This window comes from Gilvimarinus gilvus, from assembly GCF_030518155.1.
Lineage (GTDB): Bacteria > Pseudomonadota > Gammaproteobacteria > Pseudomonadales > Cellvibrionaceae > Gilvimarinus > Gilvimarinus gilvus.
Genome location: NZ_JAULRU010000797.1, coordinates 197,948 through 223,978 on the forward strand (window position 1 = coordinate 197,948; position 26,031 = coordinate 223,978).

Annotated in this window: 25 protein-coding genes; 13 read left to right on the top strand and 12 right to left on the bottom strand. The window is 51.0% G+C overall.

Annotation, left to right across the window (positions count from 1 at the left end):
- Position 1 precedes the first annotated feature (1 nt).
- From lptB to yjgA, 7 genes are all read left to right on the top strand, one after another.
- Positions 2-727, top strand: coding sequence for an LPS export ABC transporter ATP-binding protein (gene lptB, locus QWI17_RS21075; RefSeq protein WP_302724497.1), 726 nt, complete (start codon positions 2-4; stop codon positions 725-727).
- Between the two features lie 140 nt (positions 728-867).
- The gene (locus QWI17_RS21080) at positions 868-2,373 is read left to right on the top strand and encodes an RNA polymerase factor sigma-54 (protein WP_302724498.1); all 1,506 of its coding nucleotides are present in this window, start codon (positions 868-870) and stop codon (positions 2,371-2,373) included.
- Between the two features lie 81 nt (positions 2,374-2,454).
- Positions 2,455-2,745, top strand: coding sequence for a ribosome hibernation-promoting factor, HPF/YfiA family (gene hpf / locus QWI17_RS21085; RefSeq protein WP_302724499.1), 291 nt, complete (start codon positions 2,455-2,457; stop codon positions 2,743-2,745).
- 5 nt (positions 2,746-2,750) lie between these two features.
- Complete coding sequence (locus tag QWI17_RS21090; protein WP_302724500.1) at positions 2,751-3,209, top strand: PTS sugar transporter subunit IIA; 459 nt, start codon at positions 2,751-2,753, stop codon at positions 3,207-3,209.
- Between the two features lie 4 nt (positions 3,210-3,213).
- Positions 3,214-4,077 (top strand): RNase adapter RapZ, encoded by an 864-nt coding sequence (gene rapZ, locus QWI17_RS21095; RefSeq protein WP_302724501.1) that lies wholly within the window; start codon positions 3,214-3,216, stop codon positions 4,075-4,077.
- A gap of 13 nt (positions 4,078-4,090) precedes the next feature.
- Positions 4,091-4,372 carry an HPr family phosphocarrier protein gene (locus tag QWI17_RS21100; RefSeq protein ID WP_302724502.1) on the top strand — a complete coding sequence of 94 codons (282 nt, stop codon included), beginning with the start codon at positions 4,091-4,093 and terminating at the stop codon, positions 4,370-4,372.
- Complete coding sequence (gene yjgA / locus QWI17_RS21105; protein WP_302724503.1) at positions 4,369-4,887, top strand: ribosome biogenesis factor YjgA; 519 nt, start codon at positions 4,369-4,371, stop codon at positions 4,885-4,887. Before QWI17_RS21100 ends, yjgA begins: the two co-directional genes overlap by 4 nt.
- A gap of 65 nt (positions 4,888-4,952) precedes the next feature.
- Here the strand turns inward: yjgA and QWI17_RS21110 are convergent, their stop codons facing one another.
- From QWI17_RS21110 to QWI17_RS21135, 6 genes are read right to left on the bottom strand one after another with little or no spacing between them, the layout of a single operon-like run.
- Positions 4,953-8,888: a YhdP family phospholipid transporter gene (locus QWI17_RS21110; protein ID WP_302724504.1), complete on the bottom strand. Its 3,936-nt coding sequence runs from the start codon at positions 8,886-8,888 to the stop codon at positions 4,953-4,955.
- Positions 8,889-8,930: 42 nt separating this feature from the next.
- Positions 8,931-10,397 carry a ribonuclease G gene (rng, locus tag QWI17_RS21115; protein ID WP_302724505.1) on the bottom strand — a complete coding sequence of 489 codons (1,467 nt, stop codon included), beginning with the start codon at positions 10,395-10,397 and terminating at the stop codon, positions 8,931-8,933.
- Entirely contained in the window at positions 10,394-11,023 is a 630-nt protein-coding gene (locus QWI17_RS21120) for a Maf family protein (RefSeq protein ID WP_302724506.1), read from the bottom strand. The genes rng and QWI17_RS21120 overlap by 4 nt, the downstream gene beginning before the upstream one ends.
- 8 nt (positions 11,024-11,031) lie before the next feature.
- Positions 11,032-11,532, bottom strand: coding sequence for a rod shape-determining protein MreD (mreD, locus tag QWI17_RS21125; RefSeq protein WP_302724507.1), 501 nt, complete (start codon positions 11,530-11,532; stop codon positions 11,032-11,034).
- Positions 11,533-11,534: 2 nt separating this feature from the next.
- The gene (gene mreC, locus QWI17_RS21130; protein WP_370659576.1) at positions 11,535-12,374 is read right to left on the bottom strand and encodes a rod shape-determining protein MreC; all 840 of its coding nucleotides are present in this window, start codon (positions 12,372-12,374) and stop codon (positions 11,535-11,537) included.
- A 51-nt stretch (positions 12,375-12,425) separates the two neighbouring features.
- Entirely contained in the window at positions 12,426-13,460 is a 1,035-nt protein-coding gene (locus tag QWI17_RS21135; protein ID WP_302724508.1) for a rod shape-determining protein, read from the bottom strand.
- Positions 13,461-13,823: 363 nt separating this feature from the next.
- On the opposite strand from QWI17_RS21135, the gene gatC reads away from it, so the two are divergent.
- From gatC to cysZ, 5 genes are all read left to right on the top strand, one after another.
- The gene (gene gatC, locus QWI17_RS21140) at positions 13,824-14,111 is read left to right on the top strand and encodes an Asp-tRNA(Asn)/Glu-tRNA(Gln) amidotransferase subunit GatC (RefSeq protein WP_302724509.1); all 288 of its coding nucleotides are present in this window, start codon (positions 13,824-13,826) and stop codon (positions 14,109-14,111) included.
- A gap of 78 nt (positions 14,112-14,189) precedes the next feature.
- Positions 14,190-15,644: an Asp-tRNA(Asn)/Glu-tRNA(Gln) amidotransferase subunit GatA gene (gene gatA, locus QWI17_RS21145; RefSeq protein WP_302724510.1), complete on the top strand. Its 1,455-nt coding sequence runs from the start codon at positions 14,190-14,192 to the stop codon at positions 15,642-15,644.
- Positions 15,645-15,657: 13 nt separating this feature from the next.
- Positions 15,658-17,106 (top strand): Asp-tRNA(Asn)/Glu-tRNA(Gln) amidotransferase subunit GatB, encoded by a 1,449-nt coding sequence (gatB, locus tag QWI17_RS21150; protein ID WP_302724511.1) that lies wholly within the window; start codon positions 15,658-15,660, stop codon positions 17,104-17,106.
- Positions 17,103-17,399, top strand: coding sequence for a PA4642 family protein (locus QWI17_RS21155; protein WP_302724512.1), 297 nt, complete (start codon positions 17,103-17,105; stop codon positions 17,397-17,399). The genes gatB and QWI17_RS21155 overlap by 4 nt, the downstream gene beginning before the upstream one ends.
- Positions 17,400-18,152 (top strand): sulfate transporter CysZ, encoded by a 753-nt coding sequence (cysZ, locus tag QWI17_RS21160; RefSeq protein WP_302724513.1) that lies wholly within the window; start codon positions 17,400-17,402, stop codon positions 18,150-18,152.
- 54 nt (positions 18,153-18,206) lie between these two features.
- Here cysZ and QWI17_RS21165 read toward each other — a convergent pair whose 3' ends face one another.
- The 4 genes from QWI17_RS21165 to QWI17_RS21180 form a co-directional block, all read right to left on the bottom strand.
- Positions 18,207-18,689 (bottom strand): YajQ family cyclic di-GMP-binding protein, encoded by a 483-nt coding sequence (locus QWI17_RS21165; RefSeq protein ID WP_302724514.1) that lies wholly within the window; start codon positions 18,687-18,689, stop codon positions 18,207-18,209.
- Between the two features lie 38 nt (positions 18,690-18,727).
- Complete coding sequence (gene ampE / locus QWI17_RS21170; RefSeq protein ID WP_302724515.1) at positions 18,728-19,630, bottom strand: regulatory signaling modulator protein AmpE; 903 nt, start codon at positions 19,628-19,630, stop codon at positions 18,728-18,730.
- A 22-nt stretch (positions 19,631-19,652) separates the two neighbouring features.
- The gene (ampD, locus tag QWI17_RS21175; protein ID WP_302724516.1) at positions 19,653-20,210 is read right to left on the bottom strand and encodes a 1,6-anhydro-N-acetylmuramyl-L-alanine amidase AmpD; all 558 of its coding nucleotides are present in this window, start codon (positions 20,208-20,210) and stop codon (positions 19,653-19,655) included.
- A gap of 151 nt (positions 20,211-20,361) precedes the next feature.
- Positions 20,362-22,725, bottom strand: a complete 2,364-nt coding sequence (locus QWI17_RS21180; protein WP_302724517.1) for a DUF1631 domain-containing protein — start codon at positions 22,723-22,725, stop codon at positions 20,362-20,364.
- Between the two features lie 268 nt (positions 22,726-22,993).
- Here QWI17_RS21180 and nadC point away from each other — a divergent pair, with 268 nt between their 5' ends.
- Positions 22,994-23,854: a carboxylating nicotinate-nucleotide diphosphorylase gene (gene nadC, locus QWI17_RS21185; protein ID WP_302724518.1), complete on the top strand. Its 861-nt coding sequence runs from the start codon at positions 22,994-22,996 to the stop codon at positions 23,852-23,854.
- A 428-nt stretch (positions 23,855-24,282) separates the two neighbouring features.
- Here the strand turns inward: nadC and QWI17_RS21190 are convergent, their stop codons facing one another.
- Both QWI17_RS21190 and QWI17_RS21195 read right to left on the bottom strand, forming a co-directional pair.
- Positions 24,283-24,714 (bottom strand): pilin, encoded by a 432-nt coding sequence (locus tag QWI17_RS21190; protein WP_302724519.1) that lies wholly within the window; start codon positions 24,712-24,714, stop codon positions 24,283-24,285.
- A gap of 751 nt (positions 24,715-25,465) precedes the next feature.
- A complete protein-coding gene (locus tag QWI17_RS21195; protein ID WP_302724520.1) occupies positions 25,466-25,897 on the bottom strand; it encodes a pilin in 432 nt (143 codons plus the stop codon).
- Between the last annotated feature and the right edge of the window lie 134 nt (positions 25,898-26,031).

The following is a 26,031-nucleotide window of genomic DNA, read 5'->3' on the forward strand; positions in this document are numbered from 1 at the left end:
TATGGCCACTCTTCGAGCAAATAATCTCGCCAAAAGCTATAAAAGCCGTCAGGTTGTGGTCGATGTTTCTTTGAGCGTCTCCAGCGGCGAAATTGTCGGCTTGTTGGGCCCGAATGGCGCGGGAAAAACCACCTGTTTCTATATGATTGCCGGCCTGGTGCGCGCGGATAAAGGCCGGGTAAGCCTTGATGAGCAAGAACTCACCCGCATGCCAATACACGGCCGCGCTCAAGCTGGCATCGGCTACCTACCTCAGGAAGCCTCCGTGTTTCGCAAGCTCTCGGTCGCGGACAACATATTGGCCATATTGCAAACCCGCAAAGAGCTCTCCAAAGCCGAGCGCGAGCAGCAACTGGAGTCACTTCTGCAAGAGTTTCATATCACACACATTCGCGACAGCTTAGGCATGGCGCTCTCGGGCGGCGAACGGCGCCGCGTCGAAATCGCGCGAGCCCTGGCAACAGACCCCAAGTTCATCCTGCTTGATGAGCCCTTCGCTGGTGTCGACCCAATATCGGTCAGCGATATTCAGCAAATTGTTCGGCACCTGAAGGACCGCAACATTGGTATCTTAATTACCGATCACAACGTCAGAGAAACGCTAGGCATCTGCGAAAAAGCGTATATCGTGAGCGAGGGGCATATAATTGCCGAAGGCAGCTCCGAAGAAGTCCTTAACAACGCGAAGGTGCGTAAAGTCTATCTGGGCGAGCATTTCATGCTTTAATGCGCCACTCATCGCTTAATCTACTTGACATTCAGGTATTTCCCTTCGTCAGGCACAAAGATTGCTTAGAACTATTGCTTGGCAACGACTTGCTGACTAAACTCAGCACATAGTCTGCAAGATCGTAAAACTACAACGCCATGAAACAATCGTTACAACTAAAGCTGGGTCAACAGCTAACAATGACACCGCAACTGCAACAGGCCATACGCTTGCTGCAGCTGTCGACCTTGGATCTCCAGCAGGAGATTCAAGAAGCGCTTGACTCCAACCCCATGCTGGAAACGGAAGAGGTCGGTGAAAGCGCCGGCGACACCGAAAAAACCAGCGAGCAAGAGGCCAGCAGCAGAGAGGAAAATGCCCAGGCGCAAGAATCGGCCAAGGCCACCGAATCCGAGTCTGAAAGTACTGCAGAGGGGGACTGGAATGATGAAATCCCTCAGGATCTACCCGTCGATACCAGCTGGGACGATGTTTACGAAAGCTCTGGCCCGACCCTTCCCGCCAGTAATTACGAGGGCGACGACAGCGACTTCGAAAGTCGCCGGGGCAGCACTGAGACGCTCTATGACCATCTGATGTGGCAGCTGAATTTAACCCCAATGTCAGAGCGCGACGAAATTATCGCCATGGCCGTTCTCGATGCGGTAGAGCCAAGCGGCCTACTGAGCACCACGATCGAAGAAATTTTTGAAGGCTTAGCCCCGAATTTGGAAGAGCTAGAGCTCGACGAAGTTGAGGCAGTACAACACCGCCTTCAGCAGTTTGACCCTTGCGGAGTCTGCAGCGAGAATCTGGAGCAATGTTTAGTTGTGCAACTCGCGCAGTTTGATAAAGACACGCCCTTTATCGATGCGGCGCGCCAAATTATCCAGCAGTACCTACCGCTACTTGGCAGTCGCGATTACCGACAGTTAATGCGCAAAACTCGCCTGAAGGAGCCCGAACTAGCCCAAGCTATTGCGCTCATCAAAACGCTAAACCCCCACCCGGGCGACGTTATCGACACACAAGAAACCGAGTATGTTGTTCCCGATGTTTTTGTGGAAAAACGCGAAGGGCGATGGACCGTCGAGCTCAACCCAGACATTGCCCCCCGACTTCGAATTAATTCAGACTATGCTTCTCTGGTGAAGCGAGCCGACTCCAGCAGCGAAAATACATATCTGAAAAACAACTTGCAGGAAGCTCGCTGGTTTTTGAAAAGCCTGCAAAGTCGCAATGAAACATTGCTGAAAGTGGCAACTTGTATCGTTGAAAAGCAGCGCGGCTTTCTCGACTACGGCGCTGAGGCGATGAAGCCCCTGGTACTGCACGATATTGCCGAGCTGGTGGAAATGCACGAGTCGACTATCTCGCGGGTTACAACACAGAAGTATATGCACACTCCCCAGGGCATTTTTGAGTTAAAGTATTTCTTTTCCTCGCACGTCAGCACCGATTCTGGCGGTGAGTGTTCCTCTACGGCTATCCGCGCTATTATTAAGAAGCTGGTAGCGGCTGAGAACCCGAAAAAGCCACTTAGTGACAGCAAGATAACAGAGATGTTGGCCGAGCAAGGCATTCGTGTGGCAAGAAGAACCATTGCTAAATACCGAGAGTCATTGCATATACCACCATCAAATGAACGTAAAAGTATCGTCTGAACCAACCGGTTTATGCTCCGGTGACGAATTCTCGCCACCGGAGTGGTGGGACATAGCCACCAGAATCAGGAGGATAGTTGCATGCAAGTGAACATCAGCGGTCACCACATTGACGTCACAGAAGCCATTGACGGCTATGTAAAAAGCAAATTTGAAAAATTAACTCACCACAACGACTTAATCACCAGTATTAACGTATTTTTGACCGTTGAGAAGCTGGTGCAAAAAGCCGAAGCCAGCATACACGTAAGCGGTAAGGATATTTTTGCTGACGCTCAATCCGAAGACCTCTACACTGCAATTGACGCGCTGACCGATAAACTTGACCGGCAGCTAATCAAACACAAAGAAAAGCTGAAAAGCCACAGATAACTCCCATGGAAATCGCTCAAATTTTGTCTCCCGAACGCACCTTGTGTCACATCGAAGGGGTAAGCAAAAAACGCGCCCTTGAAATTCTTGCCAACACTATCGCGGAAAGTGAGCCTATGCTGGATGCCGACGACGTGTTTCGACGACTTATTGCGCGCGAGAAACTGGGCTCAACGGGTATTGGTCATGGCATTGCCATTCCACACTCCCGCATACCCGGCTGCGACTGTACGCTTGGTGCGTTAATTACTCTCAAAGATCCAATCGACTTCGACGCGATGGATGGAGAGCCGGTTGATGTACTTTTTGCTATGCTCGTCCCAGAGGAATCCAATGACGAGCATCTGCAAACACTGGCAGCGTTAGCGGGTGCCTTAAACAACGACACTTATCGTCAGACGCTACGCGCGGCGCGCAGCCCGCTCGAGCTGTTTGACGCAGCTACACAACCGCCGGCAGGCTGACCTCATGCATTTGGTTATTGTCAGTGGCTTATCCGGCTCGGGTAAAAGTACCGCATTGAACGCGCTTGAAGATGCGGGCTACAACTGTATCGATAACTTGCCGGTTAGCCTACTGCCTGCACTGATCGCGCAAATTCAGCTTCATAAAGACGCCGAAAATCAAAATTTTGCGATTGGCATCGATATTCGGGATGCCTGGCAAGACCTTGATATTTTCCCCGGCATGATTAGCACGCTCAGGGATGCTCACCTGCCCTTCTCTGTGATATTTCTTGACGCAGACACTAAGAAGATTGTGCAGCGCTTCAGCGAAACGCGCCGAAAGCACCCACTTAGCGGCAAACACTGTCACTTGGCTGAAGCCATTGAAACGGAGCACCAGCTGCTTGAACCGATGCGAGATACAGCTGATCTGGTTATCAACACAACCGATCTAAACCTTCATCAATTGCGCGAACTGATTAAGTCTCGTATCGCTGAACCTCACTCCAGCGGGATGGCAGTGTTGTTTGAATCGTTCGGCTTTAAACACGGCCCTCCGAGCAACGCCGACATTGTTTTTGATGCGCGCTGTCTGCCCAATCCACACTGGGAGCAAGGCTTACGTAACAAAACTGGGCGGGACATCGAGGTTATAGAATTTCTTGATGGAGAAACCTTAGTGCAAGACATGCTTGGCGACATTGAGAGCTTTCTCGGTCGCTGGTGGCAGCACTATCAGGCCAATAATCGCAGCTACATTACCATTTCCATTGGCTGCACTGGCGGACAACATCGCTCAGTATATTTGTGTGAAAAATTACAACAACACTTTTCCGACCAACTGGATAATGTACAGGTGCGTCACAGAGAGTTAGACAAAAAATAGCAGAGCCTAATCCATGCCTAGCCGAGACGTAACAATTGTAAACCGCAAAGGCTTGCACGCTCGATCAGCTGCAAAATTGGCTGCCGTGGCGAAAAACTACACATGTAAAATTGAGCTGAACCACAATGCAAAGAAAGCTGACTGCAGCAGCGTAATGGCTTTAATGATGCTAGCAGCTGGCATAGGTACTGAGCTAAAGGTTTGCGCTGAAGGCAAAGATGCCAATATGGCTCTGGAAGCAGTGTGCAAACTCATTGAAGCAGGCTTTGAAGAACTGGACGAAGACACCCCATGAACACTTACGATGAAGACTTTGACATTGAAAACGAACCGCCCAGCAAAAGCCAACTCAAACGTGAAATGCACGCACTACAGGAACTTGGCAAACAACTCACAGAACTGAGCGAAGGACACCTCCTGAGTTTAGATTTACCGGAAGAAGTGCTGAGCGCAGTTCAAGAAATGCACAGAATCCGCCAGCGCGAGGCAAAGCGTCGCCACTTGCAGTTCATCGGTAAGGTAATGCGCAAGGTAGACAGTGAACATATTGCCCAACAGCTAGAATCGCTCAACGCCAGGCACTCGCTTAATATTCACCTACAGCACCAAGTGGAAAGCTGGCGAGATCAATTGATGGCAGGCGATCAAAATGCTCTGCAGCAGTTTATCGATAAATATCCAAGTGTCGATATTCAACATTTACGTCAACTAATGAGAGTGGCGCAGAAGGAAAAGAATATAGATAAAGCGCCCACCCACGCCCGGAAACTATTCCGATACTTGCGTGATGTAGTCCTGGCCAGCCAATAAACTCGCGGCACCCACTATCAGGCTACGCTGAGCATGCATGGGAGTTTTCAACAGCCTGCTAGACGTTATTCGTCATCCGCCACACCTATGAATTCGGTTACGGGGTCATCCCAGTCACCGGTTATGGCGTAACGCACGCTGGTCATTTTATTCATCTGCTCTTCAAAAAGCTTACTAATTACAAACACACCCGCTGCGGCCGGCAACCCAGCGGCCAATGCTGCGATCACCGTGAGGTTTCCCGTCATCGGCAGGGTGGCCACTAGCCGCGTATCCAGCGTTTGGGCCTTTAGGTTGAGTGTACCCGTTAACTCCATTCGACTGGACGGACTCTGCAGCCGCATGGCATCAGCGATAGTAAGCTTTCCCTCAGCAAATTCCACGGCTCCGGAAATACTGTCGAAGGCTAAACCACTCTTATACAAGTCAGAGAAATCGAGCCGGGCGCGGCGAGCCAAAGAGTCAAAGTTAAACAAGCCTAAAAATTTAAGTAAACCATCACTGGCACCGGTATTGGAGCGAAAATATCGCCCCTGACCGAACTCAATCTGCAATCGTCCGTTCAATTTTTCCAAACTGACATCAGCAGGGCTACCGATCCAACTTAAGTTCATCAGATAGCGAGAATTTTCACTCTCCAGGCTTGGAGGTGCCCCCCAAGACTCCAGAGTATGCGCCATACTGGGCACACGCAGCTGCGCAGCGAACTCTGTGATTGGTTGATTGCTCAGGCTCCAAATCAGACTAGCACCTGATTCGCCAATACCTTCAACGTCAATACCGCGAACATTACCCAAAATATTCTCAAAATTAAGCGCCTGCGCATCCGGCCTAAAATTGAAAGACCATTGACCATAATCGCTACCCCCAAAGCGCAACGAGTCAATGCTTACCTGAGCCTTTGGCCAAAGCTCGGTGCCTGTTAATGTCCATGATTTACCCTCTTCGCCGCCACTGATCAACTGCGCAGGGATATCGAGCTGTTCGATGGCCACCTGCAGCGCCGCCGCAGGATTGTCCGGCCAAAACAGCTCTCCGGTAATTGCTTTGTTATTCACTAAAAAATCCCAGCCGTCTTCCATTTGCCGCGCTCTAACACGCACATCGGTCAACGCCACCGGGCCCAAAGGCTGATGTTGTATCAGTAAATCGGTTGAAATGGGGATGGTAAGAGATCTCGCTCTTACCTCGGCACCAGTGTCAGTATCACCAGCCCGCATACCCGCTACAAACTCTTGATAGTGTCTAAGTGCTTGCCGCCACGCAGCCACATCCAAGGTTTCCAGTTCGCCGCTAAAATGAAGGCCTGGATGAACCGGAAGCTGGGGCTCTGAATTAAGGCTTGCGGCTCCACTAATGAGCTGATGATTTCGCTCATTTAAGTGCAGCATGGCGCGGGCTCGATTCAGGTAGTGAACATCAGCAAACGACGTATCGCTGCCTAAAATGTAATTTACAATGATCGCCCCTTGTGCATTTTTGGCTTTCCCCAAAGGCGCAGGCAGATTAATTACCGAGCGACTTAAATCTGCCTCCACAGAAATCGCTGCCAGCCGCTCATCTTGAGTAGCCGCAGCAGAGGACTGGTGGTTCAGCTCCACAGTCAATTGAAATGGAATTTCACCTTCAGCGAACAACAACGCCGGCTGCTCTGCCCAGTGCGCGATCTGCTCAGCCGTTGCCTCACCTTTCGCCTCGACAATGGTCAATGCACTGGGATCTGTACTGTCACTGCGTATGCTAAGCGCTAGCGGGCGGTTAAACAAAGCGCCCCGCAACTCGCTGGTCCGAATGCCATTTTTATCGTCGTAGCTGATCCTGCCGGAAAAATCGTCCAGCTCCAGAGCAAGATTGTCTAAATCAAAGCTTGATGCATTTACATCCAGAACAACACTGTGACGGCTCCCTTCTGCCCCCTCCACAAGCGGCACAGCAATATCAATGGCCGCTTGTAAATCCCCATGCAAAAACCAGGTGTCCATTTGCTCGCCCACAAACTTTCGCAATACACTTTGGCGCAGTACTCGCAAGCCGTCGCTGGCAATGCCATCCACCAGCCCCGAAACCTCCAGTATCGCACCTCGGTCATCGGGGTTTCCGGTCAGGGTAACTCTGGCATCGGCAACTTCACTATTGTATATACGAGCGGTCTCTATACGGGCGTGAACATCATTATTATCGACAACCAGTCTCCCAGTAACGTCATGCACCTGCGGCCAGTTTTCATGATAGTCGAACGACGCAGCGCTAACGTCCAAATCGAGTGCCACGTTATGCGCCGCGCTACCACGCTCATTTAGAATGCCGCGATAAACAAACTGTGCAGATTTAGCAATACCCGCATTATCATTACCTATGCCCTGATCCAAATACTCATGCAGGGACTCTGGCACAACCTGGGGTAGATACTTTCGATATTGCATCGCGGCTAAATTTTGTGCAGTTGCCGATATAGTGAGATGAATCGGACCCGTATTGCGCTGATAAGGCAAACTGAGATGGAACTGCCCCTGCAACTTCTCGCGGCCGTCCACAGCGTCGATCCGCCCCGAATAGACATCTACTTTATTGTGGTCAGGACGCAATAACCAACTAACCTGTCCCTTGGCTCTATCAAAGTACATGGGGTGATCATAGACCCCATCAAAATCCAGCGAGAAATCGTCATAAGCATCAAGCTGAACCACTCCTTGGCGAGCGTTGGCCGTCACGAAGCCCGAAACTCCTGATGCTCCGGGGGCGCCATTCCAGGGACCAACATTCACTTGATCAATATAAGTAGATAGCTGCCAAAGATCAGGCTGTTTCGTTGGCAGAACCAACGCTAAGTCGCGCAATTCTCCGCGAGCATCTAAAGATTCAAATAAATATTCCAGCTGCCCGTCGGGGTGTAAAAAACCTCCATCAAGCAACATGCTATTGAGCCACTCAAGGTTAACTGCGCCCATCTGCAGCAACAGCGGGTTTTCAGCTCCAGCTTGTGACAGGCTCATTGTCATATTATCTTCTGAGTGCTGCAATGCGGAGACTGATACGGATGAGGCCCCTAACTGCCAATACCCCCCACTCCCAAACTGCCCTGAAACGTCAGCACTCACCGATTCCAAGGTCAGGTCTACAAGACCCATTGGCAACCCTGCATCGGACAAGGCAAGGTCACCTACCAACTCAAAAACACCTTTACGTTGTTCACGTGTCAACCAGACGCTTGCGTCTAACCGCCCACTGAGTTCGCCTTTAGCCAACAGATCGCTAACAATATGTGCGCTCAAAACATCCGCCGGCGCGCTTAACGGAAAGTCTCGCAACTGTAAATAAGCTGAAACCTCAGAATCAATATCACGTGGATCGCCAATTGACTCCAGCAAAAAGAACAAAGCATTTTGATTTTCTTCCACATCTACATTCACGAGGAGGCGATGAAACTCTTTGCGATTTTCAATTAACACATTTGGCGAAAGCAGAGTAATGCTATCGCCACTGCGAAATGCAAAGTTCAGCTGGGTGTTATCGAAACTGATTCTTCTGGCGGCCAACAGAATATTAAGCAGTTTGTTTTCATCTCCTTGCGCCAGTCCACTGGCAGTGTTTTTGGGCACCCCTTGCAAATGCCACCCGCCATCCTCCGTTTGATTTATCGTAATAGTACCGCCACTGAATACAACATTGCTCCACACTGGCTGAAAATTGAGAACCGTCGCTAGCAAATCTAAACGCAACTCGACTCGCTGGAGATTGGCAAGCACTACGCCCGGACGCCCCTCAACACTTACCCCCGTCGCAATAAGAGTCGGCTGCAGTCCATCCCAATGCGCAGAAATATGATCCAGGCTAACTAGAGTGTTGGTTTGCTCGGAGAGCAAGCTGGCGATGTCTTGCTGATAGTCCGACACCAAATAGGAGAAATTGCGGCCAAGCTGAACAACAACCGCCAGTACGATTACTACGATCGCCAGCAGAAAGTAAAATTTACGCAGAACAAACCTCAGTGTGCGAAGCATACCCAGACCTCGACCACCGCTAAAGCTGCACTATCAACATCGTTAAACCAAGACAATGTCATACTGTTCCTGATTGAACAGAGGCTCTACCTGAAACTCAATGGTTCTATCGATAAATGCCTCTAGATCTGCCACATACGCAGCATCTTCATCAAGTAACCGATCGACCACATTAGAGGCAGCCATCACCAAAAACTTGTCATTTTCGTACGCCCTGGCTTCGCGCAATATTTCACGAAAAATTTCATAACAAATCGTTTCTGCCGATTTCAGCTCACCGCGCCCCTTACACACAGGACAAGTTTCACAAAGCATTTGCCCCAAAGATTCGCGTGTTCGTTTGCGTGTCATTTCAACCAAGCCAAGCTCTGAAACACCCGTTATTTTGGTTTTCGCATGGTCTTTTTCCAGCACTTTCTCAAGCGCCCGTATTACCTGACGCTGATGCTCAGAGTCTTGCATATCGATAAAATCGAGGACAATTATACCGCCAATATTTCTAACACGAAGTTGACGGGCAATGGCGCCGGCCGCCTCCATATTCGTCTTGAAAATTGTCTCTTCCAGGTTGCGACGCCCGACAAATGCGCCAGTATTGACATCAATTGTGGTCATCGCCTCAGTCTGCTCGACAATTAAATAACCACTGGATTTTAAGGGAACGTGAGTATTCAGCGCCCGGCTAATCTCATCCTCGATACCGTACAAATCCATTAGCGGTCTTTCGCCTTGGTAACACTCAATGCTAGCAATCAATTGAGGGCAGTACTCATTGGCGAATTCACGCATTTGCGACCATGTTTGGCGGGAATCTACTCGGATTTTTTCAATAGGTCGGCGCGCAAGGTCTCGCATCGTACGCATTGCCAAAGGCATATCCTCGTGCACTACAGAGGGAACACCCAACGACTTTGCTTTAGATTCCAGTCCCTGCCAATGCTTTTGCAAAAAGGGTATATCTGCGGCAACCGTGTCAGAGTCGACGCCTTCCGCAACCGTGCGAACAATAAAACCACCTTCGCCGGCCCCTTTTTTGACTGCCACCTCTACTGCGCGCCTCAAGCGCTCTCGCTCCGCCTCGTCATCTATGCGCACTGACACGCCTATGTGCCTGCTGTTGGGCATGTAAACTAAATAGCGTGAGGAAAGCGTTATATGAGTGGTTAAACGAGCACCTTTAGTACCAATTGGATCTTTGCTGACTTGCACCAGTATTGACTGCCCCTCGCGCACCAAAGTACGGACATCGGGCAGGGTACCGCGCCTTTCACCGTCATCAGACTCGGGCATCAACTCCTGGGCATGGATAAAGCCTGTTCGCTCCAGGCCAATATCTACGAATGCGGCTTGCATCCCCGGCAGTACTCGCACCACTTTACCTTTGTAAATATTCCCGACAAAGCCTTTATTGTGGATACGTTCTACGTGTAACTCTTGCAGAACACCATTTTCCACCAAGGCCACCCGGGTTTCTACAGGCGATACGTTTATCAGTATTTCTTCGCTCACGACTCACCCCTGTTACGATCAAGTACAGCACTAGCCCACACAGGAATATTGTATGCTGCCAATAAACGCTGAGTAGCCTCTAAAGGCAACCCGACCACCGCAGAGTAGCTGCCCGCGATTGACTCGACAAATACTGCACCCAGCCCTTGAATAGCATAACCACCGGCCTTGTCCTTAGGTTCCCCCGTTTGCCAGTAGCGCGCTATCTCAGTATCGCTGATAGACCTAAACTTCACGTAAGTTTGCACTAACTCCAGCCGTTCTCGATACCCGTCTACCACCGCAACCGCACTGAGGACGGTATGCTCTGTTCCCGACATCGCCGCCAACATTTGCGCGGCATGAGCCTGATTCTGCGGCTTTTCCAGCACATCACCAGCGAGCACACCAAGAGTATCGGCCCCTAAGACAACAGCCCGCTTACCGCGCAAAAGCGCCATACCCGCTCGCGCTTTGTCCAAGGCCAGGCGCTGTACATATTCTTCTGGTGCTTCATTGGGCTGGCGAACTTCAGCCACATCAATATCGAGAGGGGAAAACTCGACGCCGATTTGGGTCAATAGCGCCCGACGTCTGGGCGAGCCCGAGGCCAGGTACAAATGCGGTAGAGAATCGGCAGTGGACATAATTGGCCCTATATTTGTCTGGCTATGCGATAGCCGCGTCGCACTAAATCAAGAGTCAGCGACAGCAGCGGCCAGACGCTGGCGCTGGCAATTGCCGGAAATAAAAATTGCGCCCCGGACATTTCGCGCCCAGCCAATGATTGCACCCAGAAAGAAATCGCTTGACCAACCGCCACTAAGCACAGCACCCATAGAGCCTCCTGCCATCGCGCAAAATGACGCACCCGTCGGCAGGACCTCAAGCACAGATAAGACACCACAATGAGTACAAGAGCATGCTGGCCGAGTGCTGCCCCAACAACAACGTCCTGTAACACCCCTAATCCAAACAGCAGAGTAATTGACGTACTTTGAGGAAGTACGAACACCCAGTAGATGGCAACCAGCAAAACAAATTGCGGGCGCAGCAGACGATGCTCAAACGCCAACGGATATATATCCAACAAAAAAGCGATCAATACAGACAGAGCGATTAACGCATACGTTGGCAGCCTATCGCGCACCATCATTGCTAGCGCTCCGTCTGAGCGGAATCAAACACCAACAACACATTGCGAGCTCGATCCATCTGTGCCATCGGCTTGGCATAAATATCGGCAAAGGGTTGCCCCGGGTCGCGATTCACACGATTGACAATCGCTACTGGATAACCGGCTGGAAACCGCTGGCCCAGACCAGAACTCACGAGCAAATCACCTTCCTGAATATCGGTAGTATTGGATACGTGCCGCAACCTCAACACTCCCAAGTCGCCAGTTCCCTCTGCGATGGAGCGAACACCATTGCGATTGACTTGCACCGGCAGTGCGTGCGATGGATCGGTTAACAACAGAACTCGCGCACTGTTGGGACTTGCCTCAGTCACCTGCCCCAACAACCCTTTCGCATCTAATACCGGCTGACCGGTGAAGACCCCGTCATGTGCCCCTCTATTTAAGATAAGCGTATGACTCAGTGGATTGGGGGATACCCCAATCAGTTCTGCCACCAGAACGTCATCCTCAAGCAGCTCGGTAGCGTTGAGTAACTGGCGCAAGCGGACATTTTCCGCCGAAAGGGAGGCGAGCTGTTGCAGCTTGCGCTGATGGATTAACAACTCGGTTTGCAAACGTTGATTTTCTTGCAGGAGATCGCCGTGAGAAACAAAAGTCTGCTGGCGCCACTCATTGATTCTGCGAGGCCAGTCAGCCACCTGATACAAAGGCTTAGCAAAATCGGCCAACTGGCTTCTGGGCTTGTCTAACACATCGGTAAATAAGCTCAGTAACACGAGTACGACCGCCGTCAGCCCCAATAGAATGAATCGCAAACTGACAGCCGGGCCTTTGGTAAACAGCGTTTTAATGGCTATTACTCCATCGTAGCAGGCCTATACCACCGCAGCGGCAAGTACACTTACGAATTAAGAGGACAGTAGATCGATATTGCGCTTGTCGTTTAATTCCATCGCTAAACCACCACCGCGTGCCACACAGGTTAATGGGTCTTCGGCCACGACAAAAGGCAGCCCCGTTTCATTGGCCAGCAGGCGATCGATATCACGCAACAACGCACCGCCGCCGGTTAACACGACACCACTTTCGGCAATATCTGAGGCCAATTCTGGCGGGGATTGCTCCAACGCACTTTTCACCGCCTGTACAATACCTGCTAGTGGTTCCTGCAGTGCCTCCAATACTTCATCACTGTTTAATGTGAAGCTGCGCGGAACACCTTCGGCCAAGTTGCGCCCGCGAACGTCAATTTCACGCACCTCGGAACTGGCGTAAGCACACCCCACCTCTTGTTTAATGCGCTCAGCGGTAGCGTCCCCGATTATACTGCCATAGTGGCGTCGTACGTAATTGACAATAGCCTCATCAAATCGATCCCCGCCAATGCGCACAGAATCGGAATACACCACACCATTAAGACTGATTACCGCAATTTCTGTGGTACCACCACCGATATCCACCACCATCGAGCCACTGGCTTCCGCCACTTTAAGACCGGCGCCTATAGCGGCAGCCATAGGCTCTTCGATCAGACGCACCTCTAAGGCTCCAGCGCCCAGCGCCGACTCGCGAATTGCGCGTTTTTCGACTTCCGTAGAAAGACAAGGTACGCTGATTAAAACCCGGGGGCTCGGCGCAAACCAACTATTTTCGTGGACTTTACGAATAAAATGCTGCAGCATTTTTTCGGTAACCTGGAAGTCGGCTATAACGCCATCCTTGAGTGGACGAATCGCGGTGATATTACCCGGCGTTCGACCCAGCATACGCTTTGCTTCAGTACCGACTGCTTCGACTATTTTTTGACCATTATGATGACGAATGGCGACCACGGAAGGCTCGTCAAGTACGATCCCTCTGCCCCTGACATATATAAGTGTGTTGGCAGTACCTAGGTCGATGGATAAGTCATTGGAAAAAGCGCCGCGAAGATATTTAAACATGAGTGTTGCTGACCTTGGATACTAAGCGAGCCCGAGACCTAAAACAGCCCCGAGCTCACAATTATGTGTCTGTACGATTGACCCAATCGGGCCCCATTTTACAAGTTTGACGAATTATCTGTGATTAATAGCCACTACTTTATTAAGAGATACTAACCACAGAGAGCTCGCTAATGCTGGCACTCTATCAACGGCGGGGATTTAGAGCAAGGCGCAAATGTGATAACTTTACCGCCTTTTTGGGGTTTATCGACATTTTCGCCGATTTTAACCTCGGCAGACGGCAGATTCGGCCGTAAAATGACCAATTTATAGGCAAGGGTAACGACTTTGCCTCAATTCAGCATTTTGGAGCAGACACCCATGGCTGTAGATCAGTCCGATATTGAAAAGCTGGCCGAGCTCGCCCGCCTACAAATTTCCCACGAGGCCGCGGCAGAAACCGCACAGAGCATCTCGCAGGTTTTGGAGCTAGTAGATCAACTGCAGGCCGCCGATACCCGTAACGTGAGCCCTATGGCCCACCCTTTGGATGCCTTGCAGCGCCTGCGCCCCGACACAGTGACCGAGACGGACCAACGCGAGTCGCTGCAGGCGATGGCGCCGGCAACGGAAGATGGTCTCTACCTTGTCCCGAGGGTCATCGAGTAGGGCGAGTCATCGAGATCTAAAGGCGCCTAACGAGTAAAACGAGAATATTTTACAGCCCTTAAACCAAGGACACTGTTCATGCACACCAAAACCATTGCCGAGCTGATTTCCGGCCTGCGCAACAAAGACTTTTCCAGTTCAGAGCTAACGCAACACTTTCTTGACCGAATTGCAGCGAAAGACGAGCGCTACAACAGCTACATTTCCGTGACCCGCGATATTGCTCTGGCACAAGCGCAAGCCGCCGACGAGCGTTTGGCTACAGGCGATGCCCCGCCTCTGTGCGGGGTTCCCATTGCCCATAAAGACATCTTCTGCACCCAGGGCGTACGCACCAGTTGCGGGTCGAAGATGCTGGATAACTTTATTGCGCCTTACGACGCCACCATCGTCGATAATTATCAGCGCGCCGGCGCTGTGATGCTCGGCAAAACCAATATGGACGAGTTCGCCATGGGCTCCTCGAACGAGACTAGCTATTACGGGCCCGTGAAGAACCCCTGGAACATCAACTGTGTACCCGGAGGCTCCTCAGGGGGCTCTGCAGCGGCGGTAGCAGCGTTGTTAGCACCCGGTGCCACGGCCAGCGACACGGGCGGCTCCATTCGCCAGCCAGCGGCCCTGTGTGGCCTGACAGGCATAAAGCCCACCTATGGTCGCGTATCGCGTTACGGTATGATTGCCTTTGCTTCAAGCCTCGATCAGGCAGGGGTACTCACACGCAGTGCTGAGGACGCCGCCATCATGCTAAATGTCATGGCAAGCTTTGACGACAAGGACTCCACCTGTGTCGATCAGCCACTGGAAGACTATACCGCAGGTCTGACCGATGACCTCACAGGTCTTACGGTTGGCGTACCTGATGAATATTTTGGCGAAGGGCTAAACCCTAAAACCGCCGAAGTGGTGCAGGCGGCCATCAAAACATACGAGTCCCTTGGCGCAACCATAAAGCCCATTAGCCTGCCCCATACTCATCTGGCGGTGCCCGCTTACTACGTGATTGCCCCCGCCGAGTGTTCGGCCAACCTGTCACGTTTTGACGGCGTGCGCTACGGCCATCGCTGTGAAGACCCGAAAGATTTGGCGGACATGTACAAACGCTCGCGCGGTGAAGGTTTTGGCGATGAGGTAAAACGCCGGATTTTGGTGGGCACTTACGCCCTCTCCGCGGGTTACTACGACGCCTACTACAACAAGGCGCAACAAGTGCGCCGCTTGATCAAGCAAGACTTCGTCGACGCATTTGCCGATGTCGACGTTATTCTTGGCCCAACCTCACCCAATCCCACGTTTGAGTTTGGCTCTAAAGGCGATGACCCAGTGGCCATGTACCTTGAAGATATCTACACAATTGCAACCAACTTGGCCGGTTTACCCGGGCTGTCAATCCCCTGCGGTTTAGTCGACGGTAAACCCGTAGGCCTTCAACTGATTGGCAATTATTTCGCCGAGGGCAAGTTGCTTAATGTCGCCCATCAATTCCAGCAGGCCACTGATTTTCATCAGCAGTTGCCCCCCGAAACAGCGTAAGAGGTAGAACATCATGGAATGGGAAACAGTTATCGGGCTGGAAATTCATGTGCAGCTTTCCACCCAATCAAAAATATTCTCAGGTGCCAGCACCGCTTTTGGCGCCGCCCCCAACACACAGGCCTGCGCGGTTGACTTGGCTATGCCGGGCACTCTACCCGTCGCCAACGAAGAAGCCTTTCGGTTTGCAGTCATGTTTGGCTTAGCCATGAACGCGGAAATTGGCAAGCGGTCGGTCTTTGAGCGAAAAAACTATTTCTACCCTGATTTGCCCAAGGGTTATCAAACCACACAGCTGCAAGAGCCCATTGTCGGCCCCGGCGTCATTGAGGTTGAGCTGGCCGGCGGCCAAACAAAATCTGTTCGGCTACACCATGCGCACCTTGAAGAGGATGCTGGCAAGTCGCTGCACGAAGACTACCAGGGCATGAGTGGCATCGATCTAAACCGCGCGGGCACTCCGCTCATTGAAATCGTATCTGAGCCGGATATGCGCTCGGCCGAAGAAGCTGTCGCCTATCTGAAAAAAATTCACTCAATCATCACTTATCTCGGCATCTCCGACGGGGAAATGTCACAGGGCTCAATGCGCTGCGATGCCAATGTTTCCGTGCGACTGAAAGGCGATGAAAAACTCGGTACACGCTGCGAAATTAAAAACATCAATTCCTTCAAGTTTGTCGAGAAAGCCATCAATATTGAAGCGGAGCGCCAAATTGACTTGATAGAGGACGGAGGAAAAGTCACTCAGGAAACCCGCCTGTTTGATGCCGAGAAAAGTGAAACCCGCCCCATGCGCAGTAAGGAAGTGGCTAACGACTATCGCTATTTTCCCTGTCCTGATTTACTTCCTGTCGTTCTCGATGACGAATATATTGAAGCAATACGGGGCACGCTGCCAGAGTTGCCGGACGCAAAGCGAGACCGCTTTGTCAATGAATACGGTCTATCCAAGTATGACGCTGCCGTTCTGACCAGCGAGCGCATTACCGCCGATTACTTTGAAAGCGTCGCCAAAGCGTCAGGTGAAGCCAAACTTGCCGCCAACTGGGTGATGGTGGATTTAGCCGCATTCCTGAACAAATCGGAAACGTCTATGACGGATTGCCCAGTGGCTGCCGAGCAGCTCGCAGGGCTCATCAAGCGCATTAAAGACGGTACAATTTCCGGCAAAATTGCCAAGCAAGTATTCGAGGCTATGACCCGTGGCGACGGCGATGCCGATACTATTATCGAGAAGCAAGGCCTGAAGCAAGTGTCTGACACCGGCGCCATTGAAAAAATGGTGGACGATGTCCTTGCCAACAATCAGGCTCAAGTCGACAATTACAAAAATGCCGATGAGAACAAGCGCCCGAAAATGCTAGGTTTTTTTGTCGGTCAAATTATGAAGACCAGTAAAGGCCAGGCGAACCCCCAAGCGGTTAACGAAATCCTATTGAAGAAGTTGAGCGAACAATGACACTGAAAAAAGACAAGCAAAAAGTACTGGGCGAAGTTTTTGATGATGAACGAATCAAGAGCTTTTTAGAGTACCCTGCGCCCGAGGGGGTAAGTCCCGACTATCATTTGCTGGAAAAAGCTTATCGCGGTATGAAAGCCGAAAACTTCGCGACATTTGTTGAGTTTTTCCTTAGTGCTGGGTACGGCCTTAATACCAGCGGGCCTGCGGGGAAAACTTTTTTGCAAACCATTGAGAATCACCGACTCAGCGAAGACTATGTCGCGACATTGAAAAAGGCGGGCGCAGAGTAAGTGAAAGGCGACCCCTCTCTTGCGCTGAACTACTTAAGCCGCGGTGCAGCGCTGATATTTGCGCCCGGCTTAAAACGATTTATTATCGTACCTCTACTGGCGAACATCTTGGTATTTGTTGGCACGACACTAGCGCTCATATCCGTTTTCAGCGACTTCCTGTCACTGTTAATGGGATGGCTTCCGGGTTGGCTTGAGTTTCTCGCCTGGGCACTATGGGCCATATTCGCCGTAGCGGTGCTTTTCGTGTATGGCTACAGCTTCAATATTATTACTAACTTAATTGCGGCACCTTTTTACGGCATCCTGGCAGAAAAAATAGAAGAACGCCTGACAGGGGAAACCCCTCCAACCGAATCGTGGGCGTCACTTATTCCGCGCACACTTGGTCGTGAACTGGTCAAGCTGTGGTATTACTTCACCCGCGGCCTGCTCATCCTTATTTTGGTACTGTTTAGCTGGTTTATTCCCGGCTTGAACTTAATTGTGCTCGCCATTTCCGCGCTATGGGCTGCCTGGTGCATGGCGGTGCAATACGTGGACTACCCCGCAGACAATCACCAGACAACCTTTCCCGAATTGCGGCGCAGACTGCGAACTCCAACCCTAACCAGCTATTCCTTTGGCGGGCTGGTAATGCTGGCCAGTATTATTCCACTGGTCAATATATTTGCCATGCCCATTGCGGTAGCAGGGGCAACCGTGTTTTGGGTGGAAAATTTGCGCCACCATAGCAGCGGCGCAAAAACGTAACACTAGCAGGCTGTTGAAAAAGCCTGAGTACGCTTGGGGTTTTTCAACAGCTTGCTAGTCGCGAAAATTATTGTACTGGAGGGGCTGCTCAATATCGGAGCTGCGCAAAAATGCGATGACCGATTGCAGGTCATCACGCTTTTTGGCGGTCACACGAAGCTGATCTCCCTGAATCTGCGCCTGCACTTTATGTTTTTGGTCTTTAATCATTTTAACAATTTTTTTTGCTAAATCGGACTCAATGCCAGTTTTAACCAGCACCTCCTGAATGGCCAGCTTGCCACTAGGGCGTGCCGGCTTACTCTCCAAACAAGCAATATCAATGCTGTTTTTCATCATAGCGCTTTGCAATATATCCAGCATTTGCTTGAGCTGGAAATCACCTTCAGCGGTCATGGTGACGGTGTATTCTTTTAAGTCGAATTTGGCCTCAACGCCTTTAAAGTCATACCGACCGGTCACAACCCTACAGGCCTGATCTACCGCGTTGGTTAAGTTGTGCTTGTCGACTTCAGAGACTACATCGAAAGATGGCATACATTCCCCTCTATAATAATCGCCCCACCGGGCAACAGCTAAATTAATACGCTCACAATGGCCACCACGACCACCCAAAACAACAGTGCCCGTGAAAACATACCCTCTAAGTTTTTCACCAAGCTCAACGAATAGGCCGGCTCAATGCGCGTAGCAGCTGTGGTGGTTGACATGTTGCCATCACAGCTTTGATCATCACCCAGCGCACCGCGCACAATACCAGACAAGAATGTTTGCGCAGACACCAACTTTAGGCAGCTTTGCCGCCATGGCTTCATACAAACCTCAAAGTTACCCACCAATGCCCATGCAACACCCATTAGCCGAGCAGCTGGCCACTCAACCCAAACCAAAACCCGTTCCAGACAAGCCGCCCGAGAGTCATTCACCTCCAGCCAGCGACTCCAGGCCAAAATAAGCAGGCGGTATGCCAGTGCGCCGGCCACACCTAAAATCATAAACCAAAATATCACCGCAAACATGCGCTCAAAACCACGGTACCCGAACACTCGCAAAGCCTCCGCATGCAGCTCCATCCAGCTGTCGCCGACACGCTCCTTACGCAACTGCGGGTCGAGATTATATTCATCCAGCACCTGCGCTGCTCGCACAGAGTTGTCAGATTTGGCCGCCTCCAAGTAATGATGAAGAAAACCACTAAAGTCCCCTCTTCCCAAGCTAAACAGCAGCACCACCACGTTAATGGGCAGTAGCCAAATCCACAAACCGTTGTACTGTAGCCAAACCTGTAACAAGAACACAAAGCCTATGGGCAGCAACAGCGCTCCAAGCAAAGGGGTTATGTGCCCGAACGGCAGCTTTTCTTGCTGGGCGTCAATACGCGCCCACAGACTGAAAAACCAACCGTCCTGTTGCAGCGGCTTGCCCGAGCCCCACCACTGCACCAGCAGCAGTACGATAATTAAACTGAGAAAAGCCATAATCTCTCCTTTGGCACGGATGTTAGCTCAGCGTCAATCCGGCTCGAAAACGTGACCAATCAAAAAACGGGCCCGGGTCTGTTTTACGCCCAGGCGCTATATCACTGTGGCCAACAATGCGATCTAGACCAATAGCCGGATAGCTAACCATTATAGCTCGGCTCACAGCTGTCAGCGTCAGATACTGAGCGTCGGTATAGGGCACATCATCGGTGCCTTCGAGCTCTATACCGATACTAAAATCATTACACTCGGTACGCCCATTAAACGCGGAACGGCCTGCATGCCAAGCACGCTGCTCCAAATTGACAAACTGTTTGAGCTCTCCACCGCGCTCTATCAGTAAGTGTGATGACACCTGCATTGAGCAAATGTCCTCAAAATAGGGATGCTGGTGGGGGTCGAGCGTATTGGCGAAAAATCGATCAATCCAGCCGCCGCCAAACTGCCCAGGTGGCAAACTGATACTATGGATAACCAGCAGGCTGATATCTGCTTGCGCCGGACGTGCACCAAAATTAGTGCAAGGACACTGAATGGCGGGCTTAACCTGACCTGCCGCAATGGAATACTCTGCCATAAACCTGTTTATCCAATAAATGACAACAGAGTATACCAAAGCATTGCCGATATGCCCGTGTGAGAGCTACGGGAAATGGAGAATGATTGAGTAGAACCCCTCTGGCGTCATATTTACTTTGAGACCAGAAGGGCTAGGTGTACTGCTACCGCTACTTCTGTGGCTGAACGGGCTTACGCAAAGTGCCAATAACGGACTCAAGTGCCCGATCAAATAACATACCATCGTCAAGCAAACGGATCTTACCATCGCGCAAAGCCAAAGCCAGTTGCTCCTTGGATTCTTCGGCGACCTTCATACCCGCCCTGTTAACAAAAATGTATTTACCCGTCGGTTTAATGATAGCGGCCAAACGGCAACGGTAATGCTCTCCGGTGTCGGCGGCCATTTCAAACCAAGCACCCTGCGACAGATTGGAAACCAAGGCTAATGTTTGGCTATCAATTGTCTGCGAAGCTCGCCCGGCACCATCGCCAGAGACTGACTCTGCGCCTAAGCTGGCCAAAGATTCACCGCCCTTCACCGCTGCATCTTGATGCGCTTTTTCCGCCAAAGACAGTGGCGCGGGCGCTTTGATCGAACCCCGTTGTTCATTCTGCGGTTCTTTTTGCGAGTCATCGCCCGGGGCTGACGTCACTTGCTTAGTCGTTTCGCCAGAAGAAACCGTCTGCGGCGTCGGCTCCGCTTGACCGCGCAGTATCCTTAGATGTAGCTGCTCCAAGGACTGGAACAACTGCCCCATCTGATACGGGTTGAATGCAATGTCCTCCAACCCCTTGCGAAGCTCTCCTAACAGCTGCGGCACTAACTTCAATAACTTCTGCCGATTCTCTGCCGTCATAGGTGTCGTAACGCTCCAGATCAACCGCTTAGCGGTCGCAATTTGCCTGGCAAACAGCTCGCTATCGGCACCGTCTTTCAAGCACGTCACAAAGAGTACATTAGCCCATGCTGAACTCAACAATTGCGCTGCTGCCGGCGGCACCGCAAAGCCCGCAGAAACCTCGTCCAATGCAGCATCTACTTCCGCACGCGCTTTTTGTGATTTAGCTTTGCCGTCTTCGGCATCAATGGTGCGTTGCTCGAGTATTTTAGAGCGGCGCTTCTCCCGCTCCAGAAAAGATTTGAAATCTACCAATAGCTCATCGAACACATCGATATTCGTTTCATAGCTCTGTAAAACACCATCTACAGTGCTTAAGACCTTGCCATACAATGCATCTTTTTCTCGCTTGTCCTCGGCCAATTCTTGCCAGCCCAGTGCCGCTCTTGCCATTTCATTCAGAAGACGTCGAGCCGGGTGTCCCCCTTTGCCGAAAAATGTCTTGTCCGTTATGGCGACCTTAATCAGAGGAATCTGTAACCTACCCAGCAGCACCTTCATACTCGGGGCTAAATTGCGATCATCAAGAATAAACTCAAACATCATACTTACAAGGTTGATGACATCAGAGTCGACTTTATTTAGCTGGCTCTCCGACTTCCCGCTTTTATCCAGTAAATCGGCGATTTGCGAGGATATTTGAGCAGACGTAAGTTCAGCCCGATCCGAGCCTGACGAAGCACGTCTTTGCGCCAATGTTAATAATCCCAGCAGGTCTTCCGAGCTCACTACATGCCCACCACCCGCTTCGGGGGTTGTTGCTTGGGAGGCATTGCCAGTGCGCGCGGAGCGCATCAACTCTCGCAAGTCATTGAGCAGCACCTCAGAACCCGTGTCGGCCTCGTCGGCGACCTGCGCCGATGATGGTTTAGCGCCAGTGCCGGTAACTTGTGCTCCGCGGGTTTTCTGCACAGGCTTGCGTGCAGCCGCTGAAGACAGCGACGGTAAAATATTGGCCTCGACAAAATGCTGGTTTAACTGGTCGTAGAGTTCGCCCAGTGACTGCATCACATTTCGGTCAAATAATTTGTAGAGCACCAAGCGCGCCTTAACTTCCAGTTCAAACTGCGACGCCGTATTGAAAAAGGCACTGCAAATGACCGCAGGCCCTACAGGGTTGTTTTCGGTATAGACTTTAACAGGTACCAACTGATCAATTCTTAGGCTTAAATGCTGAACTTTTTCGGCAAACTGATCGTTCGCCCAACGAACCATGGCCTCTTCTGCCACCATGTCTTCCAGCTCATCTTTACCGACCAGCGACAAAGAGTCTTCGCTGTGCTCTTGGGGCAACTCATCCCTAACAATTGACGCATCGAGAATCACCGATAGAGACTGGTCTAGCGAGCGAAGGAAAGCCTCCTCGCTGCTTTTGCGGCGCAGCCTAAGCTCACGCATTGAGTCAAAATAGGCGTTTTGCTCATGATTATTGGTTGCCTGATCCGCCAACTTAAACAGCGCGTCATCGGCCTGCTCATAAAAACGCCCTAACATAGACATTAAACGGCTTCGGGCCTTTTCTCGCATCTGATGCATCGAGGCCGGCATGCGGGCTAATGCGCCTGCTGCAGACTTGGAGCCGGGGCTCCTCATTCTGACAACTTTGTCGTTGCCTGTCGGGACTTTATTCATGGCCTTCTCAGCTTAGAGAATTGGTGTTAACCACTAGTATAGGTATCTGCTATCGCATGCCCAGCGCTGAGTTCGCACAATGCGCCCTCTATCACAATTAATTCGAACAAAGAAGCGTCCTAATAACCATAGGCTATCAATCTCCTTTTTTTATAACTAAGAGGCGCCATCCTTGACACTCAAAATAACAAACAAAGCTTACGCGCCACTCACGCTTTTGAATCTTCCTGTAAAATAGCGCCATCCGTCACCAGCCGAGTTCCTTTGTATGCAGAATAAACATGCCCAAAACCTTCCCCACCTAGAGCGCGAAATTATACGCAGTGTCGCCGCGGCGTTAGAGGAAGACATAGGCACAGGGGATATCACGGCCCAGCTCGTGCCAGCTGATGAACTAGCAACGGCCGAGGTCATTACCCGTGAAAACTGCACTTTTTGCGGCAAAGTATGGGTGGAGGAGACCTTCCGACAACTCGACAGCCGTGTTGAGATCCTTTGGAACATTGAGGACGGCGAAAAGGCACAGGCCAATCAAGTACTTTTCACCCTAAAGGGGAATGCCAGGGCACTGCTGAGCGGCGAACGCACTGCGCTAAACTTTGTACAGCTGTTGTCCGGCACCGCCACGACGGCAGCCAAATATGCCGAGTTAGTCAAGGGCACTAAGATAAAAATACTCGACACCCGCAAGACCATACCAGGGCTGCGCAACGCGCAAAAATATGCCGTCGCCTGCGGCGGTTGCCACAACCACCGGGTCGGGCTTTATGACGCTTTTTTAATCAAAGAGAATCATATTATGGCGGCGGGCAGTATCGCCCAAGCCGTGGCCAAGGCGCGCGAAATTGCACCCGGTAAGCCGATAGAGGTAGAGGTCGAAACACTCAGTGAGCTCAATCAGGCTCTCGCGTGTGATGTTGATATTGTGATGTTGGATGAAATGGACCTGACGGAGGTTAATCAGCACCTTGCAGACAAGCCTCTGCACGCCGAACTGGAGCTCTCTGGCGGCGTAGACGTAACGCAAATTAACACCCAGCAACCTCTATTTAACATTATTAGTCGTATATCGGTAGGCGCGCTGACGAAACACTGCAGCTCAGTGGACTTATCAATGAGAGTTATTTGAGTAAACAACCGCTTGGTTTAGGCCTGAGTGAGAACACAATAGTAAGCTGGTTACTATTGCTTCAATTCGCCCGTTAATTTGCCAAGCGAGCGGAGCTCACTCTTGGCCTAAGCCACGCCCGTATTAATATCGAACAATCCAACTCAAAAATCATTTGCCAAACACCGCTCAAGCTGCACACCACCATTTACTTAACCTCACCGCAGATGGGCCTAACAGCCACTGCACCATTCACTCAATCGAATACCACCAAGCTTTGCCAGAAGCATACCTCTAATGAGACTCATGAAGGCCCAGCTGTTATCTTCGCCGGGCACGAATTCGGCTAGAAAGCACTGCCATGTACCGCTAAATCAGCCCCGGCAAGACACCGGGGCATTGATTGACGCTTCATGCTTTGAAATTACGGCGGTGCAGACTTCCTGCGCTTACGGAGCCTGACAGCTACTAGGCATCTGCGACGGTTCAGTCAAGCCAGCACACGTCCAGCTTGCTACCTGGGTCAATGCTGCGTTTGCAGTAGGGGTCAAGGTCATTGTTTGGCCACTTAATGCGCCATCGTCAAAGGTAACCGAAATAACACCACTACCGGTATTTACAGAAACACCACCTGCTGCGAAAAATTTACCTTCGAGCTCCTGGGCCGCAGCCGCGTCGGCGGCAGTGGCCCCCAAGGTGCCACTCTCTGCCAAGAATACGCCAACGTCGCTCTGAACGCCGGTGGTGGCTTTAAGCGCTTCCGAACCCTGAGCGCGAGCGGTGTAATCTTGATAGGCGGGCAGAGCAATCGCCGACAAGATACCGATAATCGCAATCACAATCATCAATTCAATTAGAGTAAAACCAGCTTGTTTTTTCATTGGGTATTCTCCAAAAAATAACGGTTAACTTCGGGTTACATTATTATCCTGACCGGCATCCGCTAACATACTAGGCCGCTGCTGCGTGCTTTAAGGTACTGCTAATAATTGGACATGCAGGTTGCGCGCCAGATCATACATTGCCATCCACTGCCTTTTTGTCAGCGCTAATTTCGCCCCCTCAAACCACAGATGTGGGTGATGCAAGGTTAGAAGAGCGGCATTAAACACGGGGAAGTAATGTGGACCTTTTGATGCAGACGGAAATGACAATCACCGGGGCTGGCCAATAGACAGCGGCATCCCTTCTAGACCAATTAAAGTTTTCGGGGGACGTTGACGGGATGTAAATCGGCACCTAAAAATTTTGCTTATAGGCACAAGCCGTCTCGCAGCTTTCAGACTGACCAATGACTGCTGCTTAAGGAGCAATTGAGAGGGGCCTGACTATTAATCGCAACGTGTGGAGGTGGCTATCTTAGAAAATGACTAATCAAACTATGCAAAGCGAACTCTACGCCTCCTTGATGAAACCAGTTCGGCGTCATCCATCACTGAAAATCATCTGAACGCCGTCAGGCTCTGCCGTATGCCTCCTCAGTAGCCCCCCAATGGAAGGTTTAGCCTGCACAAGATAAAGTTTGGCCAAGATTATAGAAAGGCTTTGGAGCACCACTAAAAAAGCCCCGGCAATGACGCCGGGGCTTTAACATATACGCTATGCCTGATTGCTTTAGGCATAATCCTATGTTTATGGAGCCTGACAGCTGCTAGGCATATGCGACGTATCAGTCAAGCCAGCGCACGTCCAGCTAGCTACCTGAGTCAGAGCAGCGTTTGCCGTAGGAGTCAGGGTCATGGTTTGTCCGGCCAGAGCGCCGTCGTCAAAGGTAACGGAAATTACACCGCTACCGGTGTTAACAGAAGCGCCGCCAGCAGCAAAATACTTACCTTCCAACTCGCCGGCCGCGGCAGCATCCGCGGCAGAGGCACCCAAGGAGCCGTTTTCTGCCAAGAATACACCTACGTCGGTTTGAATGCCGGAAGTTGCCTTCAGCGCCTCAGAACCTTGAGCACGTGCGGTGTAATCTTGATACGCAGGCAGAGCAATTGCCGACAAAATACCGATAATCGCAATAACAATCATCAATTCAATCAGGGTAAAACCAGCTTGTTTTTTCATGAGACGTTCTCCAAAAATAACGTTTGACTTCGGTTTACATTAATATCTTGGCCAACATACAGCCATCGACCGAGCAGTTCTTGTGTACATTAGAACGCTGCTGTTATTTACAATAGCAGGTAACGTGCCAGATT

Bases quoted from the DNA above. Each gene is read 5' to 3' on its own strand.
- QWI17_RS21080 (WP_302724498.1), top strand. From the start codon at position 868: ATGAAACAATCGTTACAACTAAAGCTGGGTCAACAGCTAACAATGACA.
- QWI17_RS21110 (WP_302724504.1), bottom strand. From the start codon at position 8,888: ATGCTTCGCACACTGAGGTTTGTTCTGCGTAAATTTTACTTTCTGCTG.
- QWI17_RS21165 (WP_302724514.1), bottom strand. From the start codon at position 18,689: ATGCCATCTTTCGATGTAGTCTCTGAAGTCGACAAGCACAACTTAACC.
- gatA (WP_302724510.1), top strand. From the start codon at position 14,190: ATGCACACCAAAACCATTGCCGAGCTGATTTCCGGCCTGCGCAACAAA.
- QWI17_RS21195 (WP_302724520.1), bottom strand. From the start codon at position 25,897: ATGAAAAAACAAGCTGGTTTTACCCTGATTGAATTGATGATTGTTATT.
- gatB (WP_302724511.1), top strand. From the start codon at position 15,658: ATGGAATGGGAAACAGTTATCGGGCTGGAAATTCATGTGCAGCTTTCC.
- ampE (WP_302724515.1), bottom strand. From the start codon at position 19,630: ATGGCTTTTCTCAGTTTAATTATCGTACTGCTGCTGGTGCAGTGGTGG.
- QWI17_RS21190 (WP_302724519.1), bottom strand. From the start codon at position 24,714: ATGAAAAAACAAGCTGGTTTTACTCTAATTGAATTGATGATTGTGATT.
- rapZ (WP_302724501.1), top strand. From the start codon at position 3,214: ATGCATTTGGTTATTGTCAGTGGCTTATCCGGCTCGGGTAAAAGTACC.
- gatC (WP_302724509.1), top strand. From the start codon at position 13,824: ATGGCTGTAGATCAGTCCGATATTGAAAAGCTGGCCGAGCTCGCCCGC.
- nadC (WP_302724518.1), top strand. From the start codon at position 22,994: ATGCAGAATAAACATGCCCAAAACCTTCCCCACCTAGAGCGCGAAATT.
- hpf (WP_302724499.1), top strand. From the start codon at position 2,455: ATGCAAGTGAACATCAGCGGTCACCACATTGACGTCACAGAAGCCATT.
- QWI17_RS21135 (WP_302724508.1), bottom strand. From the start codon at position 13,460: ATGTTTAAATATCTTCGCGGCGCTTTTTCCAATGACTTATCCATCGAC.
- QWI17_RS21100 (WP_302724502.1), top strand. From the start codon at position 4,091: ATGCCTAGCCGAGACGTAACAATTGTAAACCGCAAAGGCTTGCACGCT.
- QWI17_RS21120 (WP_302724506.1), bottom strand. From the start codon at position 11,023: ATGTCCACTGCCGATTCTCTACCGCATTTGTACCTGGCCTCGGGCTCG.
- mreD (WP_302724507.1), bottom strand. From the start codon at position 11,532: ATGATGGTGCGCGATAGGCTGCCAACGTATGCGTTAATCGCTCTGTCT.
- yjgA (WP_302724503.1), top strand. From the start codon at position 4,369: ATGAACACTTACGATGAAGACTTTGACATTGAAAACGAACCGCCCAGC.
- lptB (WP_302724497.1), top strand. From the start codon at position 2: ATGGCCACTCTTCGAGCAAATAATCTCGCCAAAAGCTATAAAAGCCGT.
- ampD (WP_302724516.1), bottom strand. From the start codon at position 20,210: ATGGCAGAGTATTCCATTGCGGCAGGTCAGGTTAAGCCCGCCATTCAG.
- QWI17_RS21180 (WP_302724517.1), bottom strand. From the start codon at position 22,725: ATGAATAAAGTCCCGACAGGCAACGACAAAGTTGTCAGAATGAGGAGC.
- QWI17_RS21090 (WP_302724500.1), top strand. From the start codon at position 2,751: ATGGAAATCGCTCAAATTTTGTCTCCCGAACGCACCTTGTGTCACATC.
- QWI17_RS21155 (WP_302724512.1), top strand. From the start codon at position 17,103: ATGACACTGAAAAAAGACAAGCAAAAAGTACTGGGCGAAGTTTTTGAT.